Source organism: Streptococcus parasanguinis (assembly GCF_031582885.1).
GTDB lineage: Bacteria > Bacillota > Bacilli > Lactobacillales > Streptococcaceae > Streptococcus > Streptococcus parasanguinis_M.
This window is the reverse complement of the sequence record NZ_CP133988.1, coordinates 616876-643332: the sequence shown is the minus strand read 5'-3', so window position 1 is coordinate 643332 and position 26457 is coordinate 616876. Positions and strand designations below refer to the sequence as shown.

Genomic DNA, 26457 nt, shown 5'->3' with positions numbered 1-26457 from the left:
CATAGAAATGGAAGATACAATGGAAAAACAAACCGTTGCAGTATTGGGTCCTGGTTCATGGGGAACAGCCCTTTCACAAGTCCTCAATGATAACGGCCATGAAGTCCGTCTCTGGGGAAATATCCAAGAACAAATCGATGAAATCAATACCGCTCATACCAATCAACGCTATTTCAAAGACATCGTTATTAGCGATCAAATTACCGCTACGACCGATCTGAAAGCAGCTTTGGACGGCGTGGATGCTATCCTTTTTGTCGTTCCTACAAAGGTGACCCGCTTGGTCGCTAAACAAGTTGCTGAAACACTGGATCACCCTGTCACAGTCATGCACGCTTCTAAAGGATTAGAACCTGGTACACACGATCGGATTTCTCAAATCCTCGAAGAAGAAATCCCTGCCTCTCTTCGCAGTGAAGTAGTGGTCGTTTCTGGACCGAGTCACGCGGAAGAAACCATCGTACGGGACATCACCCTCATTACAGCAGCCTCAAAAGATTTAGAAGCTGCACGCTATGTTCAAGAACTCTTTAGCAATCACTACTTCCGCCTCTATACCAATACAGATGTCATCGGAGTGGAAACTGCTGGAGCCTTGAAAAATATCATCGCGGTCGGAGCTGGAGCCCTGCACGGTCTTGGTTATGGGGACAATGCCAAAGCAGCCATCATCACGCGCGGTCTCGCTGAAATCACGCGCCTTGGCGTTAAGCTCGGAGCTAGCCCATTGACCTATAGTGGTTTGTCTGGGGTCGGTGACTTGATCGTTACCGGAACTTCTGTTCACTCTCGCAACTGGCGAGCTGGGGATGCTCTCGGACGTGGCGAAAAATTGGAAGATATCGAAGCCAACATGGGCATGATCATTGAAGGGATCTCTACGACCAAAGTCGCCCACGAGCTGGCCCAAGAATTGGATGTCTACATGCCGATTACACAAGCCATTTACCAAGTCATTTATGAAGGAAAAGATATCCGCGAAGCCATCCACCACATGATGAGCAATGAATTTAAAGAAGAAAATGAGTGGAAATAAGTCAACCACCCTATCATCAATCCTACCTTTTAGAAAGGAAACTATATGACTAAAGTTAGAAAAGCAGTCATTCCTGCGGCTGGTTTGGGGACGCGCTTCCTCCCAGCTACCAAAGCTTTGGCAAAGGAAATGTTGCCAATCGTTGACAAACCTACGATCCAATTCATCGTAGAAGAGGCTCTGAAATCTGGGATTGAGGAAATCCTTGTCGTAACAGGGAAGGCCAAACGTTCGATCGAAGACCATTTCGATTCTAACTTCGAATTGGAATACAACCTCGAGCAAAAAGGCAAGACTGACTTACTCAAGTTGGTCAATGATACAACAGCGATCAATCTTCATTTCATCCGCCAAAGTCACCCTCGAGGTTTAGGAGACGCTGTTCTTCAAGCCAAGGCCTTTGTTGGAAACGAGCCTTTTGTCGTTATGTTGGGAGATGATCTGATGGACATCACTAATGATGATGCCTTGCCATTGACCAAACAATTGATGAACGACTACGATGAAACCCATGCGTCAACCATCGCTGTGATGGAAGTCCCTCACGAAGAGGTTTCTTCTTACGGTGTGATTGCACCTCAAGGCGAAGGCATTAACGGTCTTTATAGCGTTGAAACTTTTGTCGAAAAACCAAACCCAGAGGACGCTCCAAGTGATCTCGCTATTATCGGACGCTACCTCTTGACTCCTGAAATCTTTGATATTCTTGCAAATCAAGAACCAGGTGCCGGCAATGAAATTCAATTGACGGATGCGATCGACACCCTCAATAAGACCCAACGAGTCTTTGCCCGTGAATTTAAAGGCCAACGCTACGATGTAGGTGATAAATTCGGCTTCATGAAAACTTCGATCGACTATGCCTTGAAACACCCTCAAGTCAAAGATGATCTTAAACAATATATTATCGACCTTGGAAAAAAATTAGAAGCATCTGAACAAACTGCAGACTAAAAAAGAAGGAAGAGAGATTTCATTCTCACTTCCTTTTTTTGTTGTATCTTATAAACTGTATCGTTTAATGGGTTCTACGTTTTTCGATGTAGTAGCCAAATCCAAAAACTGTCAAAAGAACTCCGCCTACCATCGTCGCGATTGAGATACTTTGTCCGGTTGATGGTAATTTTTTCTCACCTTTCTTCACTTCAATTTTTGCTGCAGATTTATAAACTACACCATAAGTCGAGAAATGAGAGGTTGTAAATGTTACGGCTGACTTATCTTCATTTAGTTGGAATTGGAAGGATTCCAATTGACCATCTTCACCGATACCATAAACTGCTTCTACTTCTTTTTGCCCATTGACTGGAATGGTCACAACCGTTGAACTAATTTGATGTACAGGATTATTTTGGTTCGATAATTGAATATTATATGCCTTGTACTCTTTACCAGCTAGTTCTTTAACATCTTTCAAAACTTCAACAAGGAGACTATAGCCACCTTGAGCAAAATCAGGGTTTTGCAAGACGATACCTGTTGCCTGGTCTACTAAAATATACGAATTTGTTGGTAAAACTGGACGACCAACGGTACTAACACTGTTACTGTTTGTAGGAACAATAGTAGTTGTACTACTTGGTGTTGTTTTCTCCTTGCTTGGTTCCGTACTTGACTCAGTACTTGGTGTCGTTTCCTCCTTGCTTGGTTCTGTACTTGATTCTGTGCTTGGCTTCGTTTCTTCCTTACTTGGCTCGGTGCTTGACTCGGTGCTTGGCTTCGTTTCTTCCTTGCTTGGCTCGGTACTTGATTCAGTGCTTGGCTTCGTTTCTTCCTTGCTTGGTTCTGTACTTGACTCAGTACTTGGTGTTGTTTCCTCCTTGCTTGGTTCTGTACTTGACTCAGTACTTGGTGTTGTTTCCTCCTTGCTTGGTTCTGTACTTGACTCAGTACTTGGTGTCGTTTCTTCCTTGCTTGGCTTGGTACTTGACTCAGTGCTTGGCTTCGTTTCTTCCTTGCTTGGTTCTGTACTTGACTCTGTGCTTGGCTTCGTTTCTTCCTTGCTTGGTTCTGTACTTGACTCTGTGCTTGGCTTTGTTTCTTCCTTGCTTGGTTCTGTACTTGACTCTGTTGGATCCTTGTAGTCATCTGGTAAAGATGCACGGTATGGATCATCTGTACGACCTGCTTCTTTAAGAGTTGCAGATAATTCAGACTCATATTGCTTGAATTGTTTGAAGAGACGTTCAGACCGAGCTAAAGCATCCTCAGTCACTTTATCTTCAACTGCTTTTGCTGCAGCTTCATCAGCTTTCAAGGCTGCATATTTGCTATCACTAACCTTCTGTTCAATGATCAATTGTTCTTCGAGAGCTTTCCAGTGATTTTGAATCGATTTTCCAAAGAGGTCTTGATTATTGATGGCCATCTGGTCAATATGCCATACTGTCCAATACCATGAATTCGGATCATAGGTAGCAGTTTGAGGTTTGAAAGCCTTATAGGTATCTTTTACATTTCCATAGAATGGAACATAAGGAGTGTTCCGAGATGGTCCCATACCAAGCCATACAGTTCCACCAAATGATTTTGGTAGGTTTGGATTGATTTGGTAGACATGGGCATCGATGACATTTTCGTTTCCTAAAGCATACTTATATTGGTCTTTCCGAACAGTATCGTTGCTACCATCGTCCCCTTGTTTCTTAACACCGATTTGATCATCTGGTACAAAGCGTCCATTCAAGTGTTCAAAACGGTTCCGTTGCAAGGCAAAAGCATCTTCTAAGGTGTATTTCTTATTTGGATCGGTTGGTGAACGGAAGAGCTCATACTCATCATCCTCATAAGTGACTTTAGAGTCTGGATCTAGCAAGGTGATACCTGCATAGGTCCGTGAGCGGTCCCCTTCAGCATATTTTTCTGGTCCATAAGATTTAGCGATATGGAAGTTACCATCTTTATCTGTCTTGTAGTTACCAGATTCTTTGGCTACTTTTTCAACATCTTTCGAAGCGATCACGTTTTCCTTATCATTCAAATCCACATGACCAAGGTAGTAGGTATTTGCAAAGACTGCATATTTGTCTTCTGGGACTTTAACAGCTACATATTGGTGACCAGAAAGAATTTCCATATACCAAGTTTCATTTTGGTCTGCAAAAACGACAACATTCCCTTCTGCTGATCCTTTTTCTTCAATGACTTTAGCTAGGAATTCAACCCCTTCACGAGCAGACTTAACGCGTGGTAAAACTACGTCCAACATAGCAGCTTCTGGAATTCCGTTTTCTGTCAATGGATCAGTCTTCAAGACTTTTTTGTTTGGAATTGCTGTAACGGTTGATGTCATAGAGACGCCGGCTTCGTTAAATCCATGTTCACCAAAAGCACCGTTACTACCATCTCCACGAGCTGAGTCATAAGTCGCTGTGTATTTCATTTCACTGGCAGCATGTGGATAGGTAAAACCATTGGATTCGTCTTCCAGTTGATCCCCTTCCTTATAGTTCTTCGCATCAACCACCATATAGTTCTTGTTGTGCTTCCCACCATTTGGATAGTAAGGGTAATCTTCTGTCCGACCAAATAGGGTAGTCCCATCCTTGGTCAATTGCCGACCAATGATAAAGCCACAACAGGCTTGAACTGCTTGAGCTGGTAGGAGTAAAAATGTCATTGCTACCAATGAAAGTTTAAATAACCATTTCTTCATGGCAAATCTCCTTTTCGAATGTCCCTTTTAAAAAAGGCACTATTCCTGATTTTTTATACTCCTAGTCTACCTCTTTTTAGTTATTTTTGCAAACGCTTACCAGGCTTGTTTTTATTCTATTTTTTCCTAAATTATCTTTCTATCAACTCATTTCTATGTAATTTATATATATTTATTGAGATTTCAAACAATTTTCTGTTAGTTTACGATTTTGCTACATTTTTTAGGAAAAAAAGAGAGTGGGACAGAAATCGGTAATTCGTTAGAATTCGATTTCGTCGTCCCACCTCCGCACAGTTGAGTAGGGCTGTAAAAGCTGATGAAATCAGCGTAGTAAAGCCCACTCAACCACTGCGTCTTGCTCGACAATCCAAAAACAATTAAGAGGCTAGGACTTTTGTCCTAGCCTCTTCTTAAAATAGATTCAAGATTTTACCTAAGAAATATAGTAAAAGCAAGAGATAAGATAGGGCTGCACTAATCTGATAGGTTCGGTTCATAAAACGAGCTTCCCCTCTTACTGGAAAGACATAAGCCAACATCAGCCCAGCTACTAATCCACCGATGTGCCCCGCCATACTGATCCCTGGCATGAAGCTAAAGATCAAATTGACGACAATCAAGCTAGTATAGGACTGACTCAAGTGACGAATATAGGGACTTTGGACAATAAAGCGCAGAGCACCAATGGTCCCAAACAGTCCAAAGAGGGCTGTAGAAGCTCCTGCTGCAATCACATCCGGCGTAAAAATAGCGACAAAGACATTGCCCATCATGCCTGATAAGAGATAAAGAGCTAAGAAAGCCTTCGATCCAAAGAGATCTTCTGCCAAACGTCCCAAGTAATAGAGGGTGATCATATTGAGCACAAAATGTTCTAGGCCGATATGAACAAATGTAGCTGTCACTATTCGCCATAACTGGCTAGGATCGACTTTCACAACCTCTCCAATAATACCACCGCTATAGTAAACAGCTGCACCTGTTTGGTAGTCACTTCCAAATCGGATAAACATGGAAAGAAAGACTGCCGTTGTGACGAGCAACAAGAGGCTGGTCACAGGATAACGACGATCAAAGAGTAACTTCATAGACTAGCACCTCCTGAACTGCCTGATCAAAAGTATCTGGCTGGAACTCCTTCTGCTGGATGGAATAAATCGTACTAACCGTTTTTCCAGTAAAATCTGCTAAATAACGATCATAATAGCCACCACCATAGCCAATTCGGTAGCCTTTTGACTGGAAGACCAAGCCTGGTACATGGATCAGATCAATCTCTGACTGATCCACAAGCTTTCCTTTTTCATTGGGCTCCAGCAAACCAAAGCGTGTCTTTTCCAAAATATTAGGATCGTATTCCACAAATTCCATTCGCCCTTGTGGATAGGTACGGGGAACACAGACGCGTTTTCCAAGTTGAAGAGCTGCTTGGATCAAGCCAGCTGTGGAAACTTCATGGTCAAAAGACAGATAGGTCGCAAGGGTCTTTGCCTCCTGAAAAGCTGGTAACTCCAAGAGGCGCTGAGTCAGCTCTTCATCTGCTTGAGTTTTTACGGATTCTGGCAACTGTTTCATGGCTGCAATGGTTTCTTTTCGTAGTGTTTTCTTCATTCCCTACTCCTTTTGTCTAGCTTTAATTGTATCATTTTTTAGGAAAGATCCGAACAGTTTTTATACAACAAAGAAAAAATCCAACTCCAGACGGAGTTGAATCATTCCTTTATTGGTTGGCTTTCATTTTCAAAAATTTACCAATGTTTTCCACAGCAAAGGGAAGGGCTGCTTCATTTGGGATCATCTTCGGATGGTGTAAGGCATAAGGGGTATCAATCCCCAACCAGAACATGACACCAGGGACCTTGCTCAAGAGAAAGCCGAAGTCTTCTCCTGTCATCGCAGGCAGGATATCAATCAGGTTTACGTCTTCCTCAGCTGTGAAAAAGTCCATGAGTTCTTTGGCCAATTCTGGTTGGTTTTCCACAGGCAGGTAACCTCCTTGCTTGAGTTCCAGATCCAATTTTACATCAAAAGCGGCTGCAACTCCTTCTGCAATGGCTTTGACCCGTTTTTGAGTCAAAAGATTCATCTCCATGGTCAAGGTCCGAATGGTCCCATGAAGGAAGGCTGTCTCAGCAATCACATTATTGGTTGTCCCTGCATGCATGGAACCAAAGGTCACCACAGCCCCTTCAATTGGATCGACATTTCGACTCACGACCGATTGGACTTGGGTAATGAAGTAAGAGGCTGCTACAAGAGCATCATTGGCCTCATGTGGAAAGGCAGCATGCCCTCCCTTACCTGTAAAGGTAATCTTGACTTCACAGGTCCCCGCAAAAAGGGTACCCGTATTGGTCGCAATGTCTCCCACCTTCAAATCAGGGCGCACATGCAGACCATAAAATTCATCAGGGAGCCAGTCGCCAAAAGCATTGTCCTTATACATGAGCATTCCACCAGCTTCATTTTCTTCAGCTGGTTGGAAGAGAAAGAGCAGGTTATTTTTGGGTTGTACTTGGACCAGTTGATCCAAAAGTCCAAGGGCTGTCGTCATGTGCATATCGTGACCACAAGCATGCATCCGTCCTTCGTGCTTGGAGGCAAAATCAAGGCCCGTTTGTTCCACGATCGGTAAGCCATCGATATCTGTCCGCCAACCAATGGTTTTTTCAGGAGCAGACCCATGGAGATAAACCAGGATCCCGGTCCGCCAAGTCCGTTGCTCTACAAAGTCCTTGCCCGCTGTGATCTTTGCGATTCTCTCTAAGAGGTAGGCTTGGGTTTCAAACTCTTCCAAGCCAATTTCAGGGATTTGGTGCAAATCCCGTCTGATTTTGATTAAATCCAATGTCATAGTCGTCTTCTTTCTATTAGAATAGGGAGTGGGAAAGAACTCCTATTATTTAAAAGGAGTTCGTCTTCCCACCCCCGCACAGTTGATTAGGTCATCTTTGGAGCTTAATCAAGCGAACAAAGATGCCAATCAACCACTGCGTCATACAATTATTCCCTTCAAACATCAAAGGCTGGACAGTTTTTGCCCAGCCTCTACCATTCATATCTTACAAATTACGCAAAGCGTCTTCGAGTGCTGTTTTTTGTTGTGTTTTTTCATCGATTTCCTTGATGATGCGAGCAGGGACACCAGCTACGACCACATTTTCAGGAACATCTTGAGTAACGATAGCTCCAGCGGCAACGACTGAACCGTTCCCTACTTGAACCCCTTCAATCACAACTGCATTGGCACCGACCAAGACATTATCACCGATCCGAACAGGCTCAGCAGAAGCTGGCTCAATGACACCTGCAAGAACGGCACCTGCACCGATGTGGCTGTTTTTACCAACTGTAGCACGACCACCAAGGATAGCCCCCATATCAATCATGGTTCCTGCACCGATTTCAGCACCGATGTTGATGACAGCACCCATCATCACGACAGCATTGTCTTCGATGGTCACTTGGTCACGGATAATAGCACCTGGTTCGATACGCGCATTTAGATAGCGCTTATCCAGCAAGGGAACAGCTGAATTACGGCCATCTTGTTCGACCACATAATCCTTGTTCTCTGTCAAGTTGGCAAGAAGGGGCTCGATATCTTTCCAGTCACCGAACAAAACATTGCCAAGTTTCGTAACAGAAGCAGGAACAGCCGTTGCCAATTCCCCTTCAAAGGTTACTTTCACATTTGTTTTCTTCTCTGCATTTCCGATAAAGGCGATAATTTCTTGTGCAGACATTTTTTGTGCTGTCATAAGATTCTCCATTCATTTCAATTAAAGGTATCCATATTATACCACAATCCAAGTGAGATGAACACCTAAGGCGACGTGGTTGTAGCCGAATCCTCCATGCCTGTCATTTCACTGATGGTGCGATTACTTCCAAAACGAATAATGACTGATCGCGAATCAGAAAGTTTATAGTGAAAGGTTAAAAAAGACTCTGAACCCATCATACTCGACCAAGAAACACGGCTAGGAATTCCGACTGTATTCACAAGATCTGCATAGCTGGTTCCTATTTTAATATTGGCAAAATCCTCTCTATTCAAACTGCCATTTTTATTGGCTAATCGCTCACTGTTTAAGTTCTCAAAATTAAGAGAAGATAGACGGCTACTAATCATATTTGAAAGCAAAACAGATACAGAAGAAGGGGATCCTTCAGCCTCATAATCCAAGCTTGTCATGAAAGGACCGACACTACCCTCTTGGTAGGTTTCTTCCCCACTACTAGCCTTGCCCAGTACAGCTACCACATCCTGCGGAGACAGATAAGTTGAAGAGGTACGGCCTTGATCCCCCTCACTTAAACCAGGAATCAGGGAAATCGCCTTCTCATAGGTCACTTGAAACTGAAATTCACCTTCCGGTGCAATCAAGGTACTATTACCACTCTTCAAGGTTTCCTTTCTGGTTCCATAAGACAGGCCAGTGCTTCCGTATTCACTAGTAGTAGAAGAAGGATGTTCCTCACTATGGATACCTCCTGAAGCCAGATAGGCAAATAATCCCAGCATGGCCAATAATCCAAAAAAGGCTGCCAGCGAAGACCCTCCACTATTAGAGGAAGGAGAGTAGGTTTTCGCCCTATCCGATTGGGAGTCTAGTACCGTTTGTCTTGGTTCTGAATGCCTGCTTCCCCCTATTGAAGCCAGATCAGCTTCTGAAATCAAGCGGCTCCCACCCTGGTGCTCTACTTTTTTATCAGCTGAAGGAGACTGCCCTATTGTATCTTGTGCTGGTGTGTCTGACCTTGCTTCTTCTGTTAGTGGTGTAGCAAGAACGACCTGAGCTGATTCGTCTTCAGGTGTAGCAAATGATCCTTCCTTTGGATCATGCGATTCCTCCTTCACACCAATCGCTGGTTCGTCTTTTCGTTCCTCTTCTTGTTTCACCTCTTCCTGAAAAGCAGGGACTTCTACCACTTCTGGCTCTTTTGCGAGCGTATCTTCTAGCTTCTCAGGACTTCCTTTTTCTAAGGGTGCTTCTTTCGGCTGGCCTTTCGAAAACCGACTCTGGTGCTCATTTCGTAGATGCGACCAGTCTTTATTTCCCATTGTCCTCTCCTTTTATTTAAAATGCTTCGGCTGATTTTTTTACTGTGCTGTAGATGTAGAGGAAACTGGTGTGGTCGCTACCTCTTTCGATTTGATATCCTTGATGGTTTGCCGGCTATCAAAATGGATTTGAACCGTTTGAGAATCCGATAATCGATAGGTAAAGGAAGGCGCTTCCCCGTAACCTAAAAGCCCAGATACATATATTTCATCCGGAATCCCTACCGTATTGAGTAGGTCTAAATAAGGCATTCCGACCTTGATAGTGGCAAAATCGTCCTTCGTCAAGCTCCCATTCTTATTCGCAAATCGGTCACTTTTTAAGTGTTTCAAACTTAAAAGAGAGATCCTGTAAAAGGCACCTGTTTTTTCAAGAAGAACCTTCCCATCTGCATCCTTTGATTGGTAATCTAATGTCAGCAAAAAGGGACTGGAACTGCTATCACTATACGTTGCTTCCCCACTCCTTGCTTTACCTAATGCTGCAACGACATCTTGTGGGTCTACCGTCCCAAAAGAGGTCTTTTTTTCTTCCACTGCAAAATCAGGAATAAGAGACATTGCCTTTTCATAGGTTGGCTGAAATTGAAATTCATTAGCTGAGGCGATATAAGAACTATTTTCACTGGTCAGATATTCCGTTCTGATACCATCACGTGATAAACCATTGATCCCCTCACTCGAAGAAGATGAAGAAGAGCTTTTATTAACTTCGTTTTGAAGCACAAACACAAAAGCCATTAACAAGGCGAACCACCCAAAAAATCGCAAAAGCGAACCAATCCCCTCTTTTGAGGAAGAAGGGGAAGACTCCATCGTATCTGAATGGCTTCTAGTATCCTGATGATTGTCCATCCCTATTGAAGCCAGATCGGCTTCTGAAATCAAGCGGCTCCCACCCTGGTGAGAGGAAGCTGCCTTGATGTCTGTCCGTTGATCGTCCAATGATGTCTCCTTTCTTATACCAACACTAATTTCTTGGCTTTTTTCTTGAATTCCATCACCACTTCCGGCTGCCCTGGCACCTGGTAAGTCGCGCGATAGCCCATTCCGCCATCTGGCATTTCTCCCCAAACCAAGCGTTGAGGATTTCCAAGTTGCTTAATGAGCTGGGCGAATTCTGTACCTTTTTTCTCTTTTTCAGCAGTGATTTCTTTCTCACTACTTGTCTTCTCTTTTTCGTCCAACAAATTCGTCGCATCTACCGTCGTCAAGCGATACCCCTGGTCTTTTTCCTGTTCAAACCACAAGGTTACACTTTTCTTTCCCTGATCGGTTTGCTTTGCCGCATAGGTCAAGACGAGAACCGTTTTATCCCCTTGAGCTGTCTTAGTGTAGCGAACTTTTTGGGCTTTTCCCCATTCCGTCACAACTGTTTCCAAGCGGGTTCCTGGTTGCTGACTCTGCTTAAGACGAACTTTTAAATTCGCCACAGCTTCGATGGTCCATTTAAACTGCTTGATTTCTTGTTCCTTGCTGACCAAATTCTGGTAATCCTTTGGCTGGAAATGGGCAAGTGTTTGGTCCTCCTTGGTATCGGTTCCCTGCTCTTGCACCTGGATGATCGCAATCGCAAGTAACAGTCCTAAAACAAAACACAAAAACGGCAGCAAGAGTTCTTTTTGATTCTTTTTCATCCACTCGATCATCTGCTTCATCCCTTCTTCGTCAAACGATACTGACCAGTCTGGTCGCGTTCAAAAGTCAAAGAGACCAGTCCATCTGTCACCTGATAAGACAGGGCTAAAACTTGCTTGTCCTTTGCAGAGGTCAAACTAAGAGAATTGGGAAGACCTGATTTTTTCAAGACATCTTCTACTGCTGTCCCCTTTTCCTTTTTTCCATCTAGCGTCTGATAGCCTGTAAAATCTGCTAGTTTTAAGTTCTTTTTGCTCTGATAGTGAGCCGACTTGGGAGCAAATCCTTGAATCGAGCTCAAATAAAAGGTATCATCCTGCCTTTGAAATTCTATGGTATAAGGATGAATCCCCTGCATAGGAGTCCCATAGCCTAGCTGGACTTGCGCTCCAAAACTCGTATCTTCTTGTGTAAAACTCGCTGCTTTTCCAAATTTTTTGACGAATGCAGACAAAGCCACCCAATTTTTTTGTGTCTTCCCTTCTTCCCTTACAAGCTCCAATGACAACAAGTCTTCTAAAGCCGGCTCTTTGGAAGAAGACGCGACAAATCGCTGGCTGTCTGCTTGCATGCGAGACAAACTCAACAAGCGATCTTTGGGCAAGGTTTTCACTGGATGAATCATAAACACCAAGCAAACACCAACCATAAAAGCCAGCAAAGCACTTGCAGCTTTTTGGAGGATCCGCTTATGACGAACTATCCACTCTTTCATTTCTTCCATCCTTCATGCTCTTTCTATTCAAACTCTTTCTATTGTATAGAAAATTAGCGTATTTGTCTCGTCTTATCCCAAAAAAGAGGCGCTTGCCTCTTTCTTTTATTCAGTGATTTAGTAGCTGTCTTTACTGCTCAAGAGAAAATCTCCATTTTCTTGGCGAATAAAGGTCAAATCCACGTAGTCCCCATTTTTCTTTTGGAAGTCCATGACCAATTCTATCTCGTCTGAATCATCAGATAAACTCACCGTCAGATTGACTGCATCACCGTATTTTTCTAAAAGCTCTTTGTAAGAGGTCCCTCCAGCACCGGTTTCACTATCTCCAACCTTAAACCCATCTGCAAAGTTATCCTCAACCGTAAGATTTTTCCCAAATTGATTAAATTCAAATTTGACAAGCTGGAATTCTTTCCCTTTCTTAGAGTAAGTCGCTTTGACCTCTTTATTATAAGAGTTATCATCCCAAAATAATTTCAATTCTCCACTTTCAAATTGAACGGAACTAGCCTTTCCATAAGCGTCGACCATTTCCTCAGGAGTCTCCCCATCATCCTTTCCAGTCAAAAACTGAAGTTGCTCAATATCAGATTGTTCCCAGCTAAAATCAGCTTCCGCATCTTCAGAAGTCAATTGCTCCAAATCGATATTGGAAGAAGAACCGGACTGGTTGCCTGACCAAGAAGTATGCTTTCTAGATAGTGATGTACTAGGGTTAGCATGACCAATCAAATAGCCACTGACACCACCGATAAGAAGCCCAACTAAAATCCCAAGGGCAAAACGAATCGCCTTCTTGTCTGCAGTATCCATCGGTCTTCCAACAGGAGAAAGAGGAGCTTGTGGAATAGGTGTCTCAGGAACAGGCACTGTTTGCGGACCAACTGGTTCAGCTGCCATATTTTGAGGAGCTTGAGGCGCAGGCTGGAATGGAGGAGTCGGTTGGGGAGCAGCAACTACATCCGGATGTTCTCCAACAGTTGCTTCATCCACCTTTGGAGGCTCCACTGTTTCTGAAACAGCTGGCTCGTCTGCTTCTTCTTTCATTGCTTCCGTCTCCGTCACTGAAAGGCCACTAACTTCTGGAACGACCAAGTCTTCGGCTTCTTCTTTTGGGACAAAGGCTGGCGCAGCCACATCAAATTGAGGCGCACCCTCTAAGGGCGTCTGTTTCATAAATTGTTCTTGATCTTTCTCGGACATTTCGAATTCTCCTTTTTATTCTTCTCTTCTACTATAACATAAAACCAAGCAAGGACCAACTCCTGTCTGTTAAGACTGAAAAAGATCGGAGATAGATCGGACCTTTTAGAAATTTCTATTAAAATTTCTTGCGAAGGGGGACAATAGCAATCAGTTAACCATATGATTGAGAAACATAACTAGATCGTGTTTTTATAATTGATTCCAGGGGACAAAAATATGAGTTTGTTTAGCAAGTAAAAAAACGACCTCTTACGAGATCGTTTTGTCTATTGATTAAAGACGAGCGTTGAGTTCTGCTCCAAGTTCTTCAAATCCTGGTTTACCAAGAAGGGCAAACATATTTTTCTTGTAAGCTTCAACACCTGGTTGGTCAAATGGGTTGATCGCATTCAAGTAACCTGAAAGGGCGATTGCCAATTCGAAGAAGTAGATGGCATAACCAAGAGTGAAGGCATCTTGCTCAGGAAGAGTTACGTACATGTTTGGCACGTCACCGTCAGTGTGGGCAAGAAGAACACCGTCAGTTGCTTTTTTGTTTACGAAGTCAACGTCTTTTCCTTGGAGGTAACCAAGTCCATCAAGGTCTTCTTCCAATGTAGGGATGATCACGTTCTTACGTGGTTTGTCCACACGGACAACTGTTTCAAACATGATACGAGTTCCTTCTTGGATAAACTGACCCAATGAGTGCAAGTCTGTTGAGAAGTTAGCTGAAGTTGGGTAGATCCCTTTTTGGTCTTTTCCTTCTGACTCACCAGCCAATTGTTTCCACCATTCTGAGAAGTATTGAAGGGATGGCTCGTAGTTTACCAAGATTTCGGTTGCATAACCTTTACGGTAAAGGATGTTACGAACTGCTGCGTATTGGTATGCTTCGTTTTCTGAAAGCTTGTCTGAAGTGTATTCTTTACGAGCTGCGTTTGCACCTTCCATAAGGGCTTTGATATCTGCGCCTGATGCAGCAATTGGAAGCAATCCAACTGGTGTCAAGACTGAGAAGCGTCCACCGATATCATCTGGAACTACAAATGTTTCCCAACCATTGGCATCTGCTTCCACTTTTACAGCACCTTTGGCACGGTCAGTTGTCGCATAGATCCGTTTGTTGGCTTCTTCTTGACCATATTTCTTCACCAAGAGTTCTTTGAAGACACGGAAAGCAATAGCTGGTTCAGTTGTTGTACCTGATTTAGAAATCACGTTGACTGAGAAGTCTTTATCTGAAACATACTCTACCAAGTCAGCAAGGTAAGTAGATGAGATTGAGTTTCCAGCGTAAAGGATTTGTGGTGCTTTGCGTTCTTCTTTTGTTTGCAAGTTTGCAAAGTGGTGGTTCAAGAAGTCAATCGCTGCTTTCGCACCAAGGTATGATCCACCGATACCGATCACGACCAAAACATCGCTGTCTGATTTGATTTGTTCAGCAGCTTTCAAGATGCGGTCAAATTCTTCGCGGTCGTAATTTTCAGGAAGGTCCAACCAACCTAGGAAGTCACTACCAGCACCTGTTCCTTTACGGATCAATTCATCAGCTGCAGTCACTTGTGGTTGCATGTATTCCACTTCATGTGGGGCAACAAATTTACCCAAAACTTTTGAGTAGTCAAATTTAATATGAGACATGTTATTCCTCCAAATTTTGTTCTTCTCTATGATATCGCTTTACACGGATTTAATCAAGGGAAACCATTCTGTAAAACGTTTTCATTTACTAATTTTTTTATTTTCACAAATCAAGCAACGACGCAATAGCAATCGTTTGCATATTTGCACTATTTTTGGCTAGAAAATCAAAAAAAGAAGCTTCACACGAAACTCTATTTTTTCTCTTTTATTCTTTGGATATGAAAGTCATTTCTACATGACTCTGGTGAGCAATAGCCCTCACGTCGCTTCGCTCCTCAGGATCAATATCTCTAAGTTCGGTTGCGCCTTACAGGCTTGATTCGTTAAGAGCATTCATAGGTTTACAGCTTTTTCCCTAGCGGGAAAAACTGCATCCATTGCTCTAGGATTCGTCTGCGTCCCTTGGACTTGACGCATCAAGAGCAATAGAAAAGAGCACACAGTTCACTTCGCTTAGGGCTGCTGGATTCCTCCCCTGACCCGCTTCACGCAGAACTGTTGCTCCGATAGGTATTATATCATAATTTGTTCGATTTGCAAAGGTCCGGTTTTTATTCTTGTGTTTCGGCCTTGGCTGCGAGTTTGGCTTGTTTTTTTCGTTCTCGACCTTGGCGGAAGAAGGTCTGCATGATGGCTGCACATTCTGCTTCCAAGATTCCTGTTTCTACTTCGACTCGGTGATTGAGGCGTTCATCTGCCAAAATGTCGTAGAGACTACCTGCTCCACCGAACTTCTGATTGGTCGCCCCGTAAATCACCTGGGGAATCCGAGCTAGACCAATGGCACCACTACACATGACACAGGGCTCAATCGTGACAAAAAGCGTCGTATCCAGCAGGCGCCAGCTATTTTCACGCTGATTGGCCTCCTCGATCGCCATGATTTCCGCATGCATGACCGCCCGCTGCAGCTCCTCACGCGCATTATGTCCACGCCCGATAATCTGACCATCCTTGACCAAGACACAGCCAATCGGTATTTCATCATTGGCGAGGGCAATCTCCGCCTCCTTCAGGGCTTCCCTCATAAACATCGCTTTTTCCTCTATCGTGTAGTCCATCTCTTCCTTCTTCCTTTTAGTTTCTTTGTTCATTATACCATAGGCAGCTTACGACTCACAAAAAAAGCCGCCGATTGGGCGACTCTTATGGGAGATTATTATGAAAAAGTTTAGGAGGTTTAAACAAAGTTAGGAGGTCTTTGTTTATGCTTCTAGTATAGCTGGCCTATCTTAAATAAAGCTTAAGTTCTCTGAGTATTGATGATTTTGGAAATATCACCACTTAGAATCTCAAAAATATCTGACAAATTGCTGGCTTACTACTATCCGCTTTGTCGCAGAACCAACTATTGTGGCATCGCTCATCCTTTACGTAACTCAAGGATTTGGTCATAGCGCTCTTCTTCATCAATATGATGGGCTATTTCTAGTACCGTGATCGGCAAAGAAAAGATTAGGTCTCTAACCAGACGACTATTTTTTTCGTCCAAAGCTGATGTCACTTCGTCCGCTAATAAAATATCCTTCTCGCGTAAGAGAAAACGAGCCAACTCTAATCTGACACGCTGACCTCCTGAAATGTTTTCACCATTATTATGAATTTCTACATTCAAAATATCCTGAAATTCATCTATTAAGCCAACTCGGTCCAATACCTCCAATAATTCATGGTCCTGAAAAGACTGACCAAAAGTTAGATTATAGCGGATAGTATCGTTAAACAGGAAGGGATGCTGGCTAATTAAACCGATATTCCCTTGGAAATGACTCGTTATTTGATTTCCATCATACTGAACGAAAATGTCACCCTCATCACATACTTCTTCTCCTAAAATCAAGCGAAAAAGAGTCGTCTTTCCAGACCCGCTCGGTCCTTTGATTAAGACCTTCTGACCTACTGAAATCGTCGCCGTCAAATCAGAAAAAAGCTGACGTTCAGCAAAACTTTTTGAAATATGATTTAAGCGCAACGATTCGAGATTTTCAACAAATTGATCCTTTGTCTCTTCGAAATCAGGTTCTTCCTCGATAATCTTAAACAGGCGGTTCGCAGTCGGCAAGGCACCTTGGAGATTGGCTGCACTGTACATCAGAGTTTGGATCGGTTCTACCAGCATCCCCGCAGCAACATACATAGAGATGAGGCTTGTAATAGAAATAGAATTTCCCTGTAAACTCAAATAAAAGCCTAAAGCAAGAGGAACAACCTGACTAAAAAAGACCATAAATCCATTAAAGAAAAAAATAATATTATGTGTGAAACAAAATCTTTGGATGGCTTTTTGATATTCTCCGTTTAAGTCATTCACGCGCTCTTCATTCAGCCTCATGGCCTGATTAATCCGTAAGGTTTGGCTGCCTTGCATACTATCCGAGACAAGCCCATGTAATTTCGTTCTAAGCTTGGACCAGCTGTCTCCCGAATCTTGTAAACGACGATTCATGATGAACTGAGGAATAGGTCTCATAATCGTAAAAATGACAAAAATAAGTCCTAAGAGAAAATTTTGTGAAACAATATAAATGGCTGTAACAAGGGCGACAAATCCCCAACTCACCATAACATTTATATTTTCCAAATAATTATCGCCCACATATTCCATATCTTGAGTTAGCAGACTAACTTTTTCATCATTGGAAAATTTAGGATTCAATATGACTTTCTTAAATAAAAGGGCACGGACACTTTTGTTGATTTCTCTTCGGAATATATTGTGCGAATAGTTTGAAAACAGCATCAGACTATAAATAACAAGATAGACAGACAAACCAAATAAAACAAAATTGAGAATTTTTCCATAAGAAAGGCCGTCTTGATCTAACTTCAAGGCCTTCGTTAAAATCAGAGGTTGCGCCAACACCAAACCACTATTCACAATACGCCCTAAAAAAATAGGAAAAAGATACTTCTTATCAATGTACTTATAAATATTTCTCATAATTATCATCCATCAAAATAGAGGGCTAGCACAACCCTCTTCTCTAATTTATTTAAAATCGTGATTATTTACAATCACAATTATAGTTAAATACTCTAGGTTTAGCATTCATTTTGTCATCGAATTTGTTATTCACTTTAACCTTCACCGAAAATTACAATCTCCATGTGTCAAAATTGTTAGTTCCAATAATTCAGCATCTGTATCGCTTATTTTAGATAGATACTTTTCGACCTCATACTCACCCTCACTTAAATATTTATTTTTATCAAGATAAGCATGAAACTCTTTCCTAATCACATCATTGCTGTCGACTACTCTATTCAATTCATTCGTAAGAAAAAATGAATGATTGGTTTTAGTATTAAAATACAACGTACCATCATCAGTACTATATTTTAATATATATCGTGACAAATTCATATTATCACCTCTTAATCTGTGTGACTTAACCTACAGTAAGCATACACCGATAGAAATATTAAATCAAGCAATATTCAGCAGATTAGAAAAGTTCCAACTTTTAATATTTTGGAAAAGGTTATCCTATAAAAGCTGCAATTTCGCCAACTTCTTGAGCAATATAGGTGGCGCCGGCTTCTTCCAATTCTTCCCTGCTTCCAAAGCCATAAAGGACACCGATAGAATCAAGCTTTTGCGCTTGAGCGCCAAGCACATCGTGCTCCCTGTCTCCAATCATGATGGTATGCGCCAAATCTGTAATCCCATTTTGCTCCAAGGCATACTGGATAACATCGCTTTTTTTACTACGTTTTCTATCCATGGTCGCACCAGCGACAAAGTCAAAATAATCATACAAACCAAAGTGTTTGAGAATTTGAATGGAAAATTCTTCAGGCTTTGACGTAGCTACAATCAACTGTTTGCCAGCCTGCTTGAGAGAAGCCAGCAAGTCAGGAACGCCTAGATAGACCTCATTTTCATAAAGGCCTTTTTCGGAAAAATACTCATGATAGTAGTCAATGGCCTTTAAACATTCTTCCTTAGAAAATCCATAAAAGCGCTCAAAAGACTCCTGCAAGGGCGGACCGATGAAAACTCTCAATGCTTTCTTGTCTGGCACTTGAATCCCATATTTTCCTAAGGCATAGGCCACCGAGTTGGTAATCCCTAGTTCTGAATTGGTCAAGGTGCCGTCTAGGTCAAATAAAATCGTTTGATACATTTTTTCCTCTTTCTGCTTTCAAAAAGAGGCTGGGACAAAAGTCCTAGCCTCTCAATTGTCTTTGGATTGTCGAGCAAGACGCAGTGGTTGAGTGGGCTCTACTACGCTGATTTCATCAGCTTTTACAGCCCTACTCAACTGTGCGGAGGTGGGACGACGAAATCGAATTCTAACGAATTACCGATTTCTGTCCCACTCTCTTATCTTCATTTGCTTATAAACTAGACCAAACACTTTCCAAGATATTGGTTTGGTCACGATCTGGTCCGACTGAGAAGGTCGAAATGCGGACTCCAACCAGTTCGCTGACACGGCGAACATAATTGCGGGCATTTTCTGGCAGGTCTTCTAGGCTGCGGACACCAGTGATGTCTTCTGACCAACCTGGCAATTCTTCATAGATCGGCTTGCAACGTTTGAGTTGCTCCAAGCTTGCTGGGTAGTGGTCGATGCGTTCCCCATCCAAGTCGTAGGCTACACAGATTTTCACTGTATCCAAGCCGGACAGAACGTCGATCGAGTTCAAGCTAAGGTTGGTAATTCCTGACACGCGACGGCTGTGGCGCATAACAACGGAGTCAAACCAACCAACACGACGAGGACGACCGGTTGTTGTCCCATACTCATGGCCGACTTCACGGATCCGATCACCCACTTCATCGAAGAGTTCCGTAGGGAATGGGCCATCACCAACACGGCTAGTGTAGGCTTTACATACACCGACAACCTTGTCGATCTTGCTTGGGCCGACACCTGATCCGATGGTCACCCCACCTGCGACTGGGTTTGAAGAGGTTACAAATGGATAGGTTCCTTGGTCGATATCCAACATAACCCCTTGGGCTCCTTCAAAGAGCACGCGCTTGCCGTTATCCAAAGCATCGTTCAAGATAACAGAAGTATCGGTTACATATTGCTTGATTTGTTGACCATATTCATAGTATTCTTCGAAGATATCGTCAAATGACAGAGCCTCTGCATCATAGAGTTTGGTAAATTGACGGTTCTTTTCTTCCAAGTTGATACGAAGACGTTCCGCAAAGACGTCGCGGTCCAAAAGGTCCGCGATCCGGATTCCCACACGCGCAGCCTTGTCCATATAGGCTGGTCCGATCCCTTTGATGGTCGTTCCGATTTTGTTTTCGCCTTTAGACTCTTCTTGGAGACGGTCCAATTCGATATGGTAAGGAAGGATGACATGGGCACGGTCAGAAATGCGAAGGCTGTCTGTTGATACCCCTTCTTCATGGAGATAAGCCAACTCTTTGACCAATGATTTCGGGTTGACAACCACCCCATTTCCAATCACAGAGATCTTTTCAGGGAAGAAGATACCAGAAGGAATCAAGTGCAACTTGAACTTTTTGCCATCAATCACGATGGTGTGACCGGCATTGTCCCCACCTTGGTAGCGAGCAATGACTTCTGCATTGGCTGATAGGAAGTCTGTAATCTTCCCTTTTCCTTCATCTCCCCACTGGGTTCCTACAACAACTACTGATGTCATATCTTTGTCTGAGCTATATAGCTCGTCCTTTCTTGAAAAGCAGGCAGGAATCTCACCTGCGATTATGTTTTATACCTCATTATATGAAAAATTTGACAATTTTTCAAGGAGGGTTCATCATTTCATTTGTTTTTTCTCTTATGTAGACGAATTACATTTTTACAAAATATGTATTTTCTGAATTTTAGTACTTAATTTAAAATAAAAGTTCGGAATTTTTGTAAAATCGTAGCGGAAATTTGCTTTCTTTTTCCGTTTGTAATAGACTAAAATAACTACCATAGGACGGTGAAACGATGACGATTAATCAATTACTGCAGAAACTGGATACATCAAGCCCTATTCTCCAAGCGACCTTTGGTCTGGAGAGGGAAAATCTGCGAGTGACAACTGATGGACACTTAGCTCAAACTGCTCATCCGAGTCAGCTTGGTTCCCGCAATTTCCACCCGACCATCCAAACAGACTTCAGCGAACAACAACTGGAACTAATTACACCTATTGCTCACTCTACTAAGGAAGCGCGGCGCTTACTGGGAGCTATCAGCGATGTGGCAGGCCGCTCAATTGACCAGAGTGAATGCCTGTGGCCTCTGTCCATGCCACCGCAGCTGACTGAAGAAGATATTATCATCGCCCGTCTGGAAAACGAATACGAACGCCACTACCGAGAGGGTTTAGCGAAAAAATATGGCAAAAAACTACAGGCCATCTCTGGCATCCACTACAACATGGAGCTAGGGAAAGATCTGGTCGCTGCTCTCTTTCAAGTCAGCTCCTATCATTTACTCAAGGACTTTAAAAATGACCTCTATCTCAAACTGGCTCGAAACTTTCTGCGTTTCCGATGGCTCTTAACCTATCTCTACGGTGCTGCTCCTCTGGCAGAAGCCGGCTTCTACAGTCAGGAATACCCGCAGCCTATCCGCTCTTTTCGCAACAGCGACTATGGCTATGTCAATGACGAGAATATTCAGGTGTCCTACACTTCTTTGGAGCAATATGTAACCGATATTGAAAACTACGTTCAGTCTGGCGAGCTCAGTGCTGAAAAAGAATTTTACTCAGCCGTTCGCTTCCGTGGACAGAAGCACAATCGCGCCTATCTGGAGCAGGGTATCACCTATCTGGAATTCCGCTGCTTCGATCTCAATCCTTTTGACCATTTGGGCATTAGCCAAGAGACCTTAGATACTGTCCATCTCTTTTTACTGGGCCTGCTCTGGCTAGATGATGTAGAAAATGTTGATGCAGTATTAAAAGCTGCCCATGATTTGAACCAGAAAATTGCTTGTAGCCACCCGCTGACTGCCCTGCCAGATGAGGCAGACAGCTCAGCCCTTCTCCAAGCCATGGAAGAGCTCATCCAGCATTTTGAACTGCCAACTTACTATCAAACTTTGCTGGACCAGATGAGAGAGGCTCTCTTACATCCTCAGCTGACACTGTCAGGACAGCTCCTGCCCCATATCCAGCAAGATTCCTTAACAGCTTTTGGTCTAGAAAAAGCAGAAGAATACCACCGCTATGCCTGGACTGCTCCTTATGCCCTCAAAGGCTACGAAAATATGGAACTGTCCACCCAGATGCTACTCTTTGATGCTATTCAAAAGGGGCTAAATGTCGAAATTTTAGATGAAAAGGACCAATTTCTCAAGCTTTGGCATGGTAGTCATGTAGAATATGTCAAGAACGGCAATATGACCTCCAAGGATAACTATGTCATCCCTTTGGCCATGGCCAATAAAACAGTCACCAAAAAGATTTTGGCAGCAGCTGACTTTCCCGTTCCGGTTGGAGCAGAATTTTCTTCTCTAGAAAAGGGACTGGCCTACTACCCTTTGATTAAGAACCGAGAAATTGTTGTCAAACCCAAGTCAACTAACTTCGGACTGGGCATCTCTATCTTCCAAGAGCCAGCTAGCCTGGAAGCTTATCACAAGGCTCTGGAGATTGCTTTTTCAGAAGATGTCGCCGTCTTAGTGGAGGAATTTATCGCTGGAACGGAGTACCGCTTCTTTGTCTTAGACGGACAATGCCAAGCAGTCCTCTTGCGAGTGGCGGCCAATGTCGTCGGAGACGGTCAGCATACCGTGAGAGAATTGATTGCCATCAAAAATGACAATCCTCTGCGGGGCCGAGATCATCGTTCACCGCTTGAAATCATTGAACTGGGGGACATTGAACTGCTCATGCTGGACCAGCAAGGCTATGGACCAGATGATATCCTGCCTGCTGGAGTCAAGGTTGACTTGCGGCGCAATTCCAACATTTCTACTGGCGGAGACTCGATTGATGTCACAGACAGCATGCACCCATCTTATAAGGAACTCGCTGCGGACATGGCAAAGGCTATGGGAGCCTGGGCCTGTGGCGTTGATCTCATCATCCCTGACAGCTCTGCTATTTCCACAAAGGAAAATCCCAACTGTACCTGCATCGAGCTCAACTTCAATCCTTCTATGTATATGCACACCTATTGTGCTGAGGGGCCGGGACAAAGCATTACTCCGAAAATACTAGCTAAACTTTTCCCAGAAATGGACCTATAAAGTAAGAAAACGCAGAAGATGTCTCTGCGTTTTTGTTTTGTAACCGAGGTAGAGTTTTAGATGATAACCTAAAAAGATTAAGCATGGTCCTCCTACAAGTTTAAAATAGCAAGTCATTTGCTGTAAAATCATCCTCTAACAAGCAAATTTCAAACCTCTCCTGCATATAGCAGAGGAAATCTTCCCTTTTTCCCAAAAAGAATCATAGGCCGCGAATACAAGGCTAGTATCATCTGAACAAGTTCCAGCCAGTTACTGTTGGCTTCCATAGCCCACCATCTCAATCGCTTTAAAACTGCCTCGGGTTAAAAATTCATACGGAACCCCTAATGCATCAGCTACCGCCAAACCATAGACTGCCGCTTTCAAAGATTGGTTCATGCTAGCCTCCTTTGTTTTATTATACTATTTTTGGTCTTAAAATTCTTCCTAACCCCAAAAAACAAGCGCAGGCCTGCGCCTGTTTTTCTATTTTGTGTTAAAATAAAAGGTATGGACAAAATTATCAAAACTATCTCAGAAAGTGGCTCTTTCCGTGCCTTTGTACTAGACAGTACAGAGACCGTGCGAGCAGCCCAAGAATACCATCAGACACAAGCAAGTTCAACAGTGGCCCTTGGGCGCACCCTGATCGCTAGTCAAATTCTCGCAGCCAATGAAAAGGGAAACACCAAGATAACAGTGAAAATCCTGGGCACTAGCTCACTTGGTGCTATCATCACTGTGGCAGATACTCAAGGAAACGTCAAAGGCTACGTGCAAAATCCTGGTGTGGATATCAAGAAAACAGCGACCGGTGAAGTCGTGGTCGGACCATTTGTCGGAAACGGGGAATTCCTAGTGATTACCGACTACGGCACAGGCAATCCTTATCATTCCATGACACCTCTCGTCACTGGAGAAATCGGTGAAGACCTAGCTTATTACTTGACTGAAAGCCAACAAACGCCATCTGCGGTTGGGCTCAATGTCCTCCTTGATGAAGAAGACAAGGTCAAGGTTGCCGGTGGTTTCTTAGTGCAGGTCTTGCCAAATGCCAAGGAAGAAGAAATTGCCAGCTTTGAAAAACGGATCCAAGAAATGCCGGCCATTTCTACCCTTTTAGCCTCTGACGACCATATTGAAGCCCTTCTTACTGCCATCTATGGTGACGAACCATACAAGCGTCTCTCAGAAGAAGAGATCCGCTTCCAGTGTGACTGTAGCAAGGAACGCTTCATGAATGCCTTGGCAAGCTTACCAGCCAAAGACCTTCAAGAAATGAAGGACGAAGACCATGGCGCGGAAATCGCTTGCCAATTCTGTCAGACAACTTACCACTTTGATGAAAACGACTTGGAGGAACTCATTCGTGACAAATCTTAATACACCTTTTATGATTGGGAACGTCGAGATCCCAAACCGGACGGTCCTAGCCCCCATGGCCGGTGTGACCAACTCAGCTTTCCGGACCATTGCGAAAGAACTCGGAGCTGGCCTTGTGGTCATGGAAATGGTCTCTGATAAAGGGATCCAATACAACAACGAAAAGACCCTGCATATGCTCCATATCGATGAGGGAGAAAATCCAGTATCAATCCAGCTCTTTGGGAGCGACGAAGATAGCTTAGCACGCGCAGCAGAATTTATCCAAGAAAATACCAAAACTGATATCGTTGATATCAACATGGGCTGCCCAGTTAATAAGATCGTCAAAAACGAGGCTGGTGCCATGTGGCTCAGGGACCCTGATAAGATTTACTCTATTATCAACAAGGTTCAATCTGTCCTGGATATCCCCCTCACTGTTAAAATGCGGACAGGTTGGTCTGACCCTTCTCTAGCAGTTGAGAATGCCCTCGCAGCGGAAGCCGCAGGCGTATCTGCCCTTGCCATGCATGGTCGGACTCGGGAACAAATGTATACGGGGCATGCGGATCTTGAGACCCTTCACAAGGTTGCACAAGCTCTGACCAAGATTCCATTTATCGCCAATGGTGACATCCGTACAGTTCAAGACGCCAAACAACGGATCGAAGAAGTTGGTGCAGATGCAGTCATGATCGGCCGTGCTGCTATGGGGAATCCTTACCTCTTCAATCAAATCAATCACTACTTTGAAACAGGAGAAATTCTACCTGATTTGACCTTCGAAGACAAGATGAAGATTGCTTATGAGCACTTGAAGCGCTTGATCAATCTCAAGGGTGAGCACATTGCCGTTCGCGAATTCCGCGGCTTAGCCCCTCACTACCTTCGTGGAACATCTGGCGCAGCCAAACTCCGCGGAGCCATCTCGCAAGCTAGCACTCTAGCTGAGATTGAAGAACTCTTACAATTAAAAGCATAGAAATACAAAAAGCGAGAGTGGGACAGAAATCGGTAATTCGTTAGAATTCGATTTCGTCGTCCCACCTCCGCACAGTTAAGTAGGGCTGTAAAAGCTGATGAAATCAGCGTAGTAGAGCCCACTCAACCACTGCGTCTTGCTCGACAATCAAAAAATAATTGAGAGGCTAGGACTTTTGTCCCAGCCTCTTTTTATAGATTGTCTGTTTGCAGGCCGAGTTGTTTGACTCTGGCGGTGTAGTAGGTCATGATCAAAAAGAGGTTGGCTGTGATCAGCCAGATGGCCCATTGGTGAATGAAATGCATGAGGATGGCTACGCTAATAGCTCCCGCAATAAAGCTTCCAACGACAATCCCGTAATTCATGGCCTGACGCCGATACTCGTCCAAATCTCCCTTTCCTCGAGTGATTCGGTACAAGGCCGTCAGCATCTTGCGGTAATTGCCGGAAGTCATAAAGATCACATAAGGGTGATTTTCGATGAGGCTCCCTGTAAAGGTCAACATCATCATCCCTGTTCCAAAAGCAATAAAGGGAACTTCTACAGGTGGTATGACAGACACCAAGGGAATCAGGAGTGTCACCACAAACAAAGGAATCAACATCTTGGTCCGCCAAAAGGCTGTCTTGCGATACTCTTTGATATGGAGGGCAACCACAAAGCCGATCGAGAAAAATAGAATAGATGAAAAACGCATGATGGTATTTTCGACACGGGGATCGTGCCAATCAGCGATGAGAAGCAGTAGGTTCCCCGTTTGGGTCGCGACCAAACTCCGGTAGTGCATGTGACAAAAAACATCGAGGCCCCCTCCGATAAAACCAAGTAGAGCCCCCATCAGTCGTGTATTTTGTGGTAAAATTATTTTTTCTTCCATAGTCTTGTCTCTTTTGATTTCAATTATGATTATTATACCACTTTGCACACAAGTGGAGCAGGAAAAATCAGAAAAAGCCCTTCCGTTACTAAAAGTAAGGGAGGGCTGGTAGAA

The 26457-nt window shown here is 43.5% G+C and carries 23 protein-coding genes and 1 other RNA gene; 5 read left to right on the top strand and 19 right to left on the bottom strand.

Features of this window, described 5'->3' with window-relative positions; genetic code table 11:
• Positions 1 to 19 precede the first annotated feature (19 nt).
• Both RDV49_RS03185 and galU read left to right on the top strand, forming a co-directional pair.
• Positions 20 to 1036, top strand: a complete 1017-nt coding sequence (locus RDV49_RS03185) for an NAD(P)H-dependent glycerol-3-phosphate dehydrogenase (RefSeq protein WP_037608137.1) — start codon at positions 20 to 22, stop codon at positions 1034 to 1036.
• A 45-nt stretch (positions 1037 to 1081) separates the two neighbouring features.
• Positions 1082 to 1990 carry a UTP--glucose-1-phosphate uridylyltransferase GalU gene (galU, locus tag RDV49_RS03180; RefSeq protein ID WP_003008975.1) on the top strand — a complete coding sequence of 303 codons (909 nt, stop codon included), beginning with the start codon at positions 1082 to 1084 and terminating at the stop codon, positions 1988 to 1990.
• Positions 1991 to 2054: 64 nt separating this feature from the next.
• On the opposite strand, the gene RDV49_RS03175 is transcribed toward galU, so the two are convergent.
• From RDV49_RS03175 to RDV49_RS03095, 17 genes are all read right to left on the bottom strand, one after another.
• Positions 2055 to 4691: a C69 family dipeptidase gene (locus RDV49_RS03175; protein ID WP_003008978.1), complete on the bottom strand. Its 2637-nt coding sequence runs from the start codon at positions 4689 to 4691 to the stop codon at positions 2055 to 2057.
• A gap of 413 nt (positions 4692 to 5104) precedes the next feature.
• A complete protein-coding gene (locus RDV49_RS03170) occupies positions 5105 to 5782 on the bottom strand; it encodes a rhomboid family intramembrane serine protease (protein WP_003008980.1) in 678 nt (225 codons plus the stop codon).
• Positions 5766 to 6305: a 5-formyltetrahydrofolate cyclo-ligase gene (locus RDV49_RS03165; protein ID WP_003008982.1), complete on the bottom strand. Its 540-nt coding sequence runs from the start codon at positions 6303 to 6305 to the stop codon at positions 5766 to 5768. The genes RDV49_RS03170 and RDV49_RS03165 overlap by 17 nt, the downstream gene beginning before the upstream one ends.
• A 109-nt stretch (positions 6306 to 6414) precedes the next feature.
• Positions 6415 to 7548, bottom strand: a complete 1134-nt coding sequence (locus RDV49_RS03160; RefSeq protein ID WP_003008984.1) for an N-acetyldiaminopimelate deacetylase — start codon at positions 7546 to 7548, stop codon at positions 6415 to 6417.
• Positions 7549 to 7756: 208 nt separating this feature from the next.
• Positions 7757 to 8455 (bottom strand): 2,3,4,5-tetrahydropyridine-2,6-dicarboxylate N-acetyltransferase, encoded by a 699-nt coding sequence (dapD, locus tag RDV49_RS03155; protein WP_003016885.1) that lies wholly within the window; start codon positions 8453 to 8455, stop codon positions 7757 to 7759.
• Positions 8456 to 8520: 65 nt separating this feature from the next.
• Positions 8521 to 9762: a hypothetical protein gene (locus RDV49_RS03150; RefSeq protein WP_003008988.1), complete on the bottom strand. Its 1242-nt coding sequence runs from the start codon at positions 9760 to 9762 to the stop codon at positions 8521 to 8523.
• A 39-nt stretch (positions 9763 to 9801) separates the two neighbouring features.
• Complete coding sequence (locus tag RDV49_RS03145; protein WP_003008990.1) at positions 9802 to 10707, bottom strand: hypothetical protein; 906 nt, start codon at positions 10705 to 10707, stop codon at positions 9802 to 9804.
• A 14-nt stretch (positions 10708 to 10721) separates the two neighbouring features.
• Entirely contained in the window at positions 10722 to 11420 is a 699-nt protein-coding gene (locus RDV49_RS03140; protein ID WP_003008991.1) for a hypothetical protein, read from the bottom strand.
• Positions 11417 to 12124, bottom strand: coding sequence for a hypothetical protein (locus RDV49_RS03135; protein ID WP_310744362.1), 708 nt, complete (start codon positions 12122 to 12124; stop codon positions 11417 to 11419). Before RDV49_RS03135 ends, RDV49_RS03140 begins: the two co-directional genes overlap by 4 nt.
• Before the next feature lie 108 nt (positions 12125 to 12232).
• Entirely contained in the window at positions 12233 to 13321 is a 1089-nt protein-coding gene (locus tag RDV49_RS03130; protein ID WP_003008996.1) for a hypothetical protein, read from the bottom strand.
• A 276-nt stretch (positions 13322 to 13597) separates the two neighbouring features.
• Positions 13598 to 14947: a glucose-6-phosphate isomerase gene (locus RDV49_RS03125; RefSeq protein ID WP_003008998.1), complete on the bottom strand. Its 1350-nt coding sequence runs from the start codon at positions 14945 to 14947 to the stop codon at positions 13598 to 13600.
• A gap of 420 nt (positions 14948 to 15367) precedes the next feature.
• An RNA gene (gene ffs / locus RDV49_RS03120) (signal recognition particle sRNA small type) lies at positions 15368 to 15463 on the bottom strand.
• A gap of 38 nt (positions 15464 to 15501) precedes the next feature.
• Positions 15502 to 16011: a tRNA adenosine(34) deaminase TadA gene (gene tadA, locus RDV49_RS03115; protein ID WP_003016809.1), complete on the bottom strand. Its 510-nt coding sequence runs from the start codon at positions 16009 to 16011 to the stop codon at positions 15502 to 15504.
• Between the two features lie 302 nt (positions 16012 to 16313).
• Complete coding sequence (locus RDV49_RS03110; RefSeq protein WP_037608141.1) at positions 16314 to 17891, bottom strand: ATP-binding cassette domain-containing protein; 1578 nt, start codon at positions 17889 to 17891, stop codon at positions 16314 to 16316.
• Positions 17892 to 18035: 144 nt separating this feature from the next.
• Positions 18036 to 18314, bottom strand: coding sequence for a hypothetical protein (locus RDV49_RS03105; protein ID WP_003009004.1), 279 nt, complete (start codon positions 18312 to 18314; stop codon positions 18036 to 18038).
• A 118-nt stretch (positions 18315 to 18432) separates the two neighbouring features.
• Positions 18433 to 19077 carry an HAD family hydrolase gene (locus RDV49_RS03100; protein ID WP_003002091.1) on the bottom strand — a complete coding sequence of 215 codons (645 nt, stop codon included), beginning with the start codon at positions 19075 to 19077 and terminating at the stop codon, positions 18433 to 18435.
• A 214-nt stretch (positions 19078 to 19291) separates the two neighbouring features.
• The gene (locus RDV49_RS03095; protein WP_003009006.1) at positions 19292 to 20584 is read right to left on the bottom strand and encodes an adenylosuccinate synthase; all 1293 of its coding nucleotides are present in this window, start codon (positions 20582 to 20584) and stop codon (positions 19292 to 19294) included.
• A 296-nt stretch (positions 20585 to 20880) separates the two neighbouring features.
• Between RDV49_RS03095 and gshAB the strand changes: the two genes are divergently transcribed.
• Complete coding sequence (gene gshAB, locus RDV49_RS03090) at positions 20881 to 23136, top strand: bifunctional glutamate--cysteine ligase GshA/glutathione synthetase GshB (RefSeq protein ID WP_003009008.1); 2256 nt, start codon at positions 20881 to 20883, stop codon at positions 23134 to 23136.
• A gap of 252 nt (positions 23137 to 23388) precedes the next feature.
• On the opposite strand, the gene RDV49_RS10400 is transcribed toward gshAB, so the two are convergent.
• Positions 23389 to 23517 carry a hypothetical protein gene (locus tag RDV49_RS10400; protein ID WP_003002006.1) on the bottom strand — a complete coding sequence of 43 codons (129 nt, stop codon included), beginning with the start codon at positions 23515 to 23517 and terminating at the stop codon, positions 23389 to 23391.
• 111 nt (positions 23518 to 23628) lie between these two features.
• Here RDV49_RS10400 and hslO point away from each other — a divergent pair, with 111 nt between their 5' ends.
• Positions 23629 to 24501: an Hsp33 family molecular chaperone HslO gene (gene hslO / locus RDV49_RS03080; RefSeq protein ID WP_037608143.1), complete on the top strand. Its 873-nt coding sequence runs from the start codon at positions 23629 to 23631 to the stop codon at positions 24499 to 24501.
• Positions 24488 to 25465, top strand: a complete 978-nt coding sequence (gene dusB, locus RDV49_RS03075; RefSeq protein ID WP_003009011.1) for a tRNA dihydrouridine synthase DusB — start codon at positions 24488 to 24490, stop codon at positions 25463 to 25465. The genes hslO and dusB overlap by 14 nt, the downstream gene beginning before the upstream one ends.
• A 191-nt stretch (positions 25466 to 25656) precedes the next feature.
• Here dusB and RDV49_RS03070 read toward each other — a convergent pair whose 3' ends face one another.
• Positions 25657 to 26343, bottom strand: a complete 687-nt coding sequence (locus RDV49_RS03070) for a YoaK family protein (RefSeq protein ID WP_003009013.1) — start codon at positions 26341 to 26343, stop codon at positions 25657 to 25659.
• Positions 26344 to 26457: the final 114 nt, after the last annotated feature.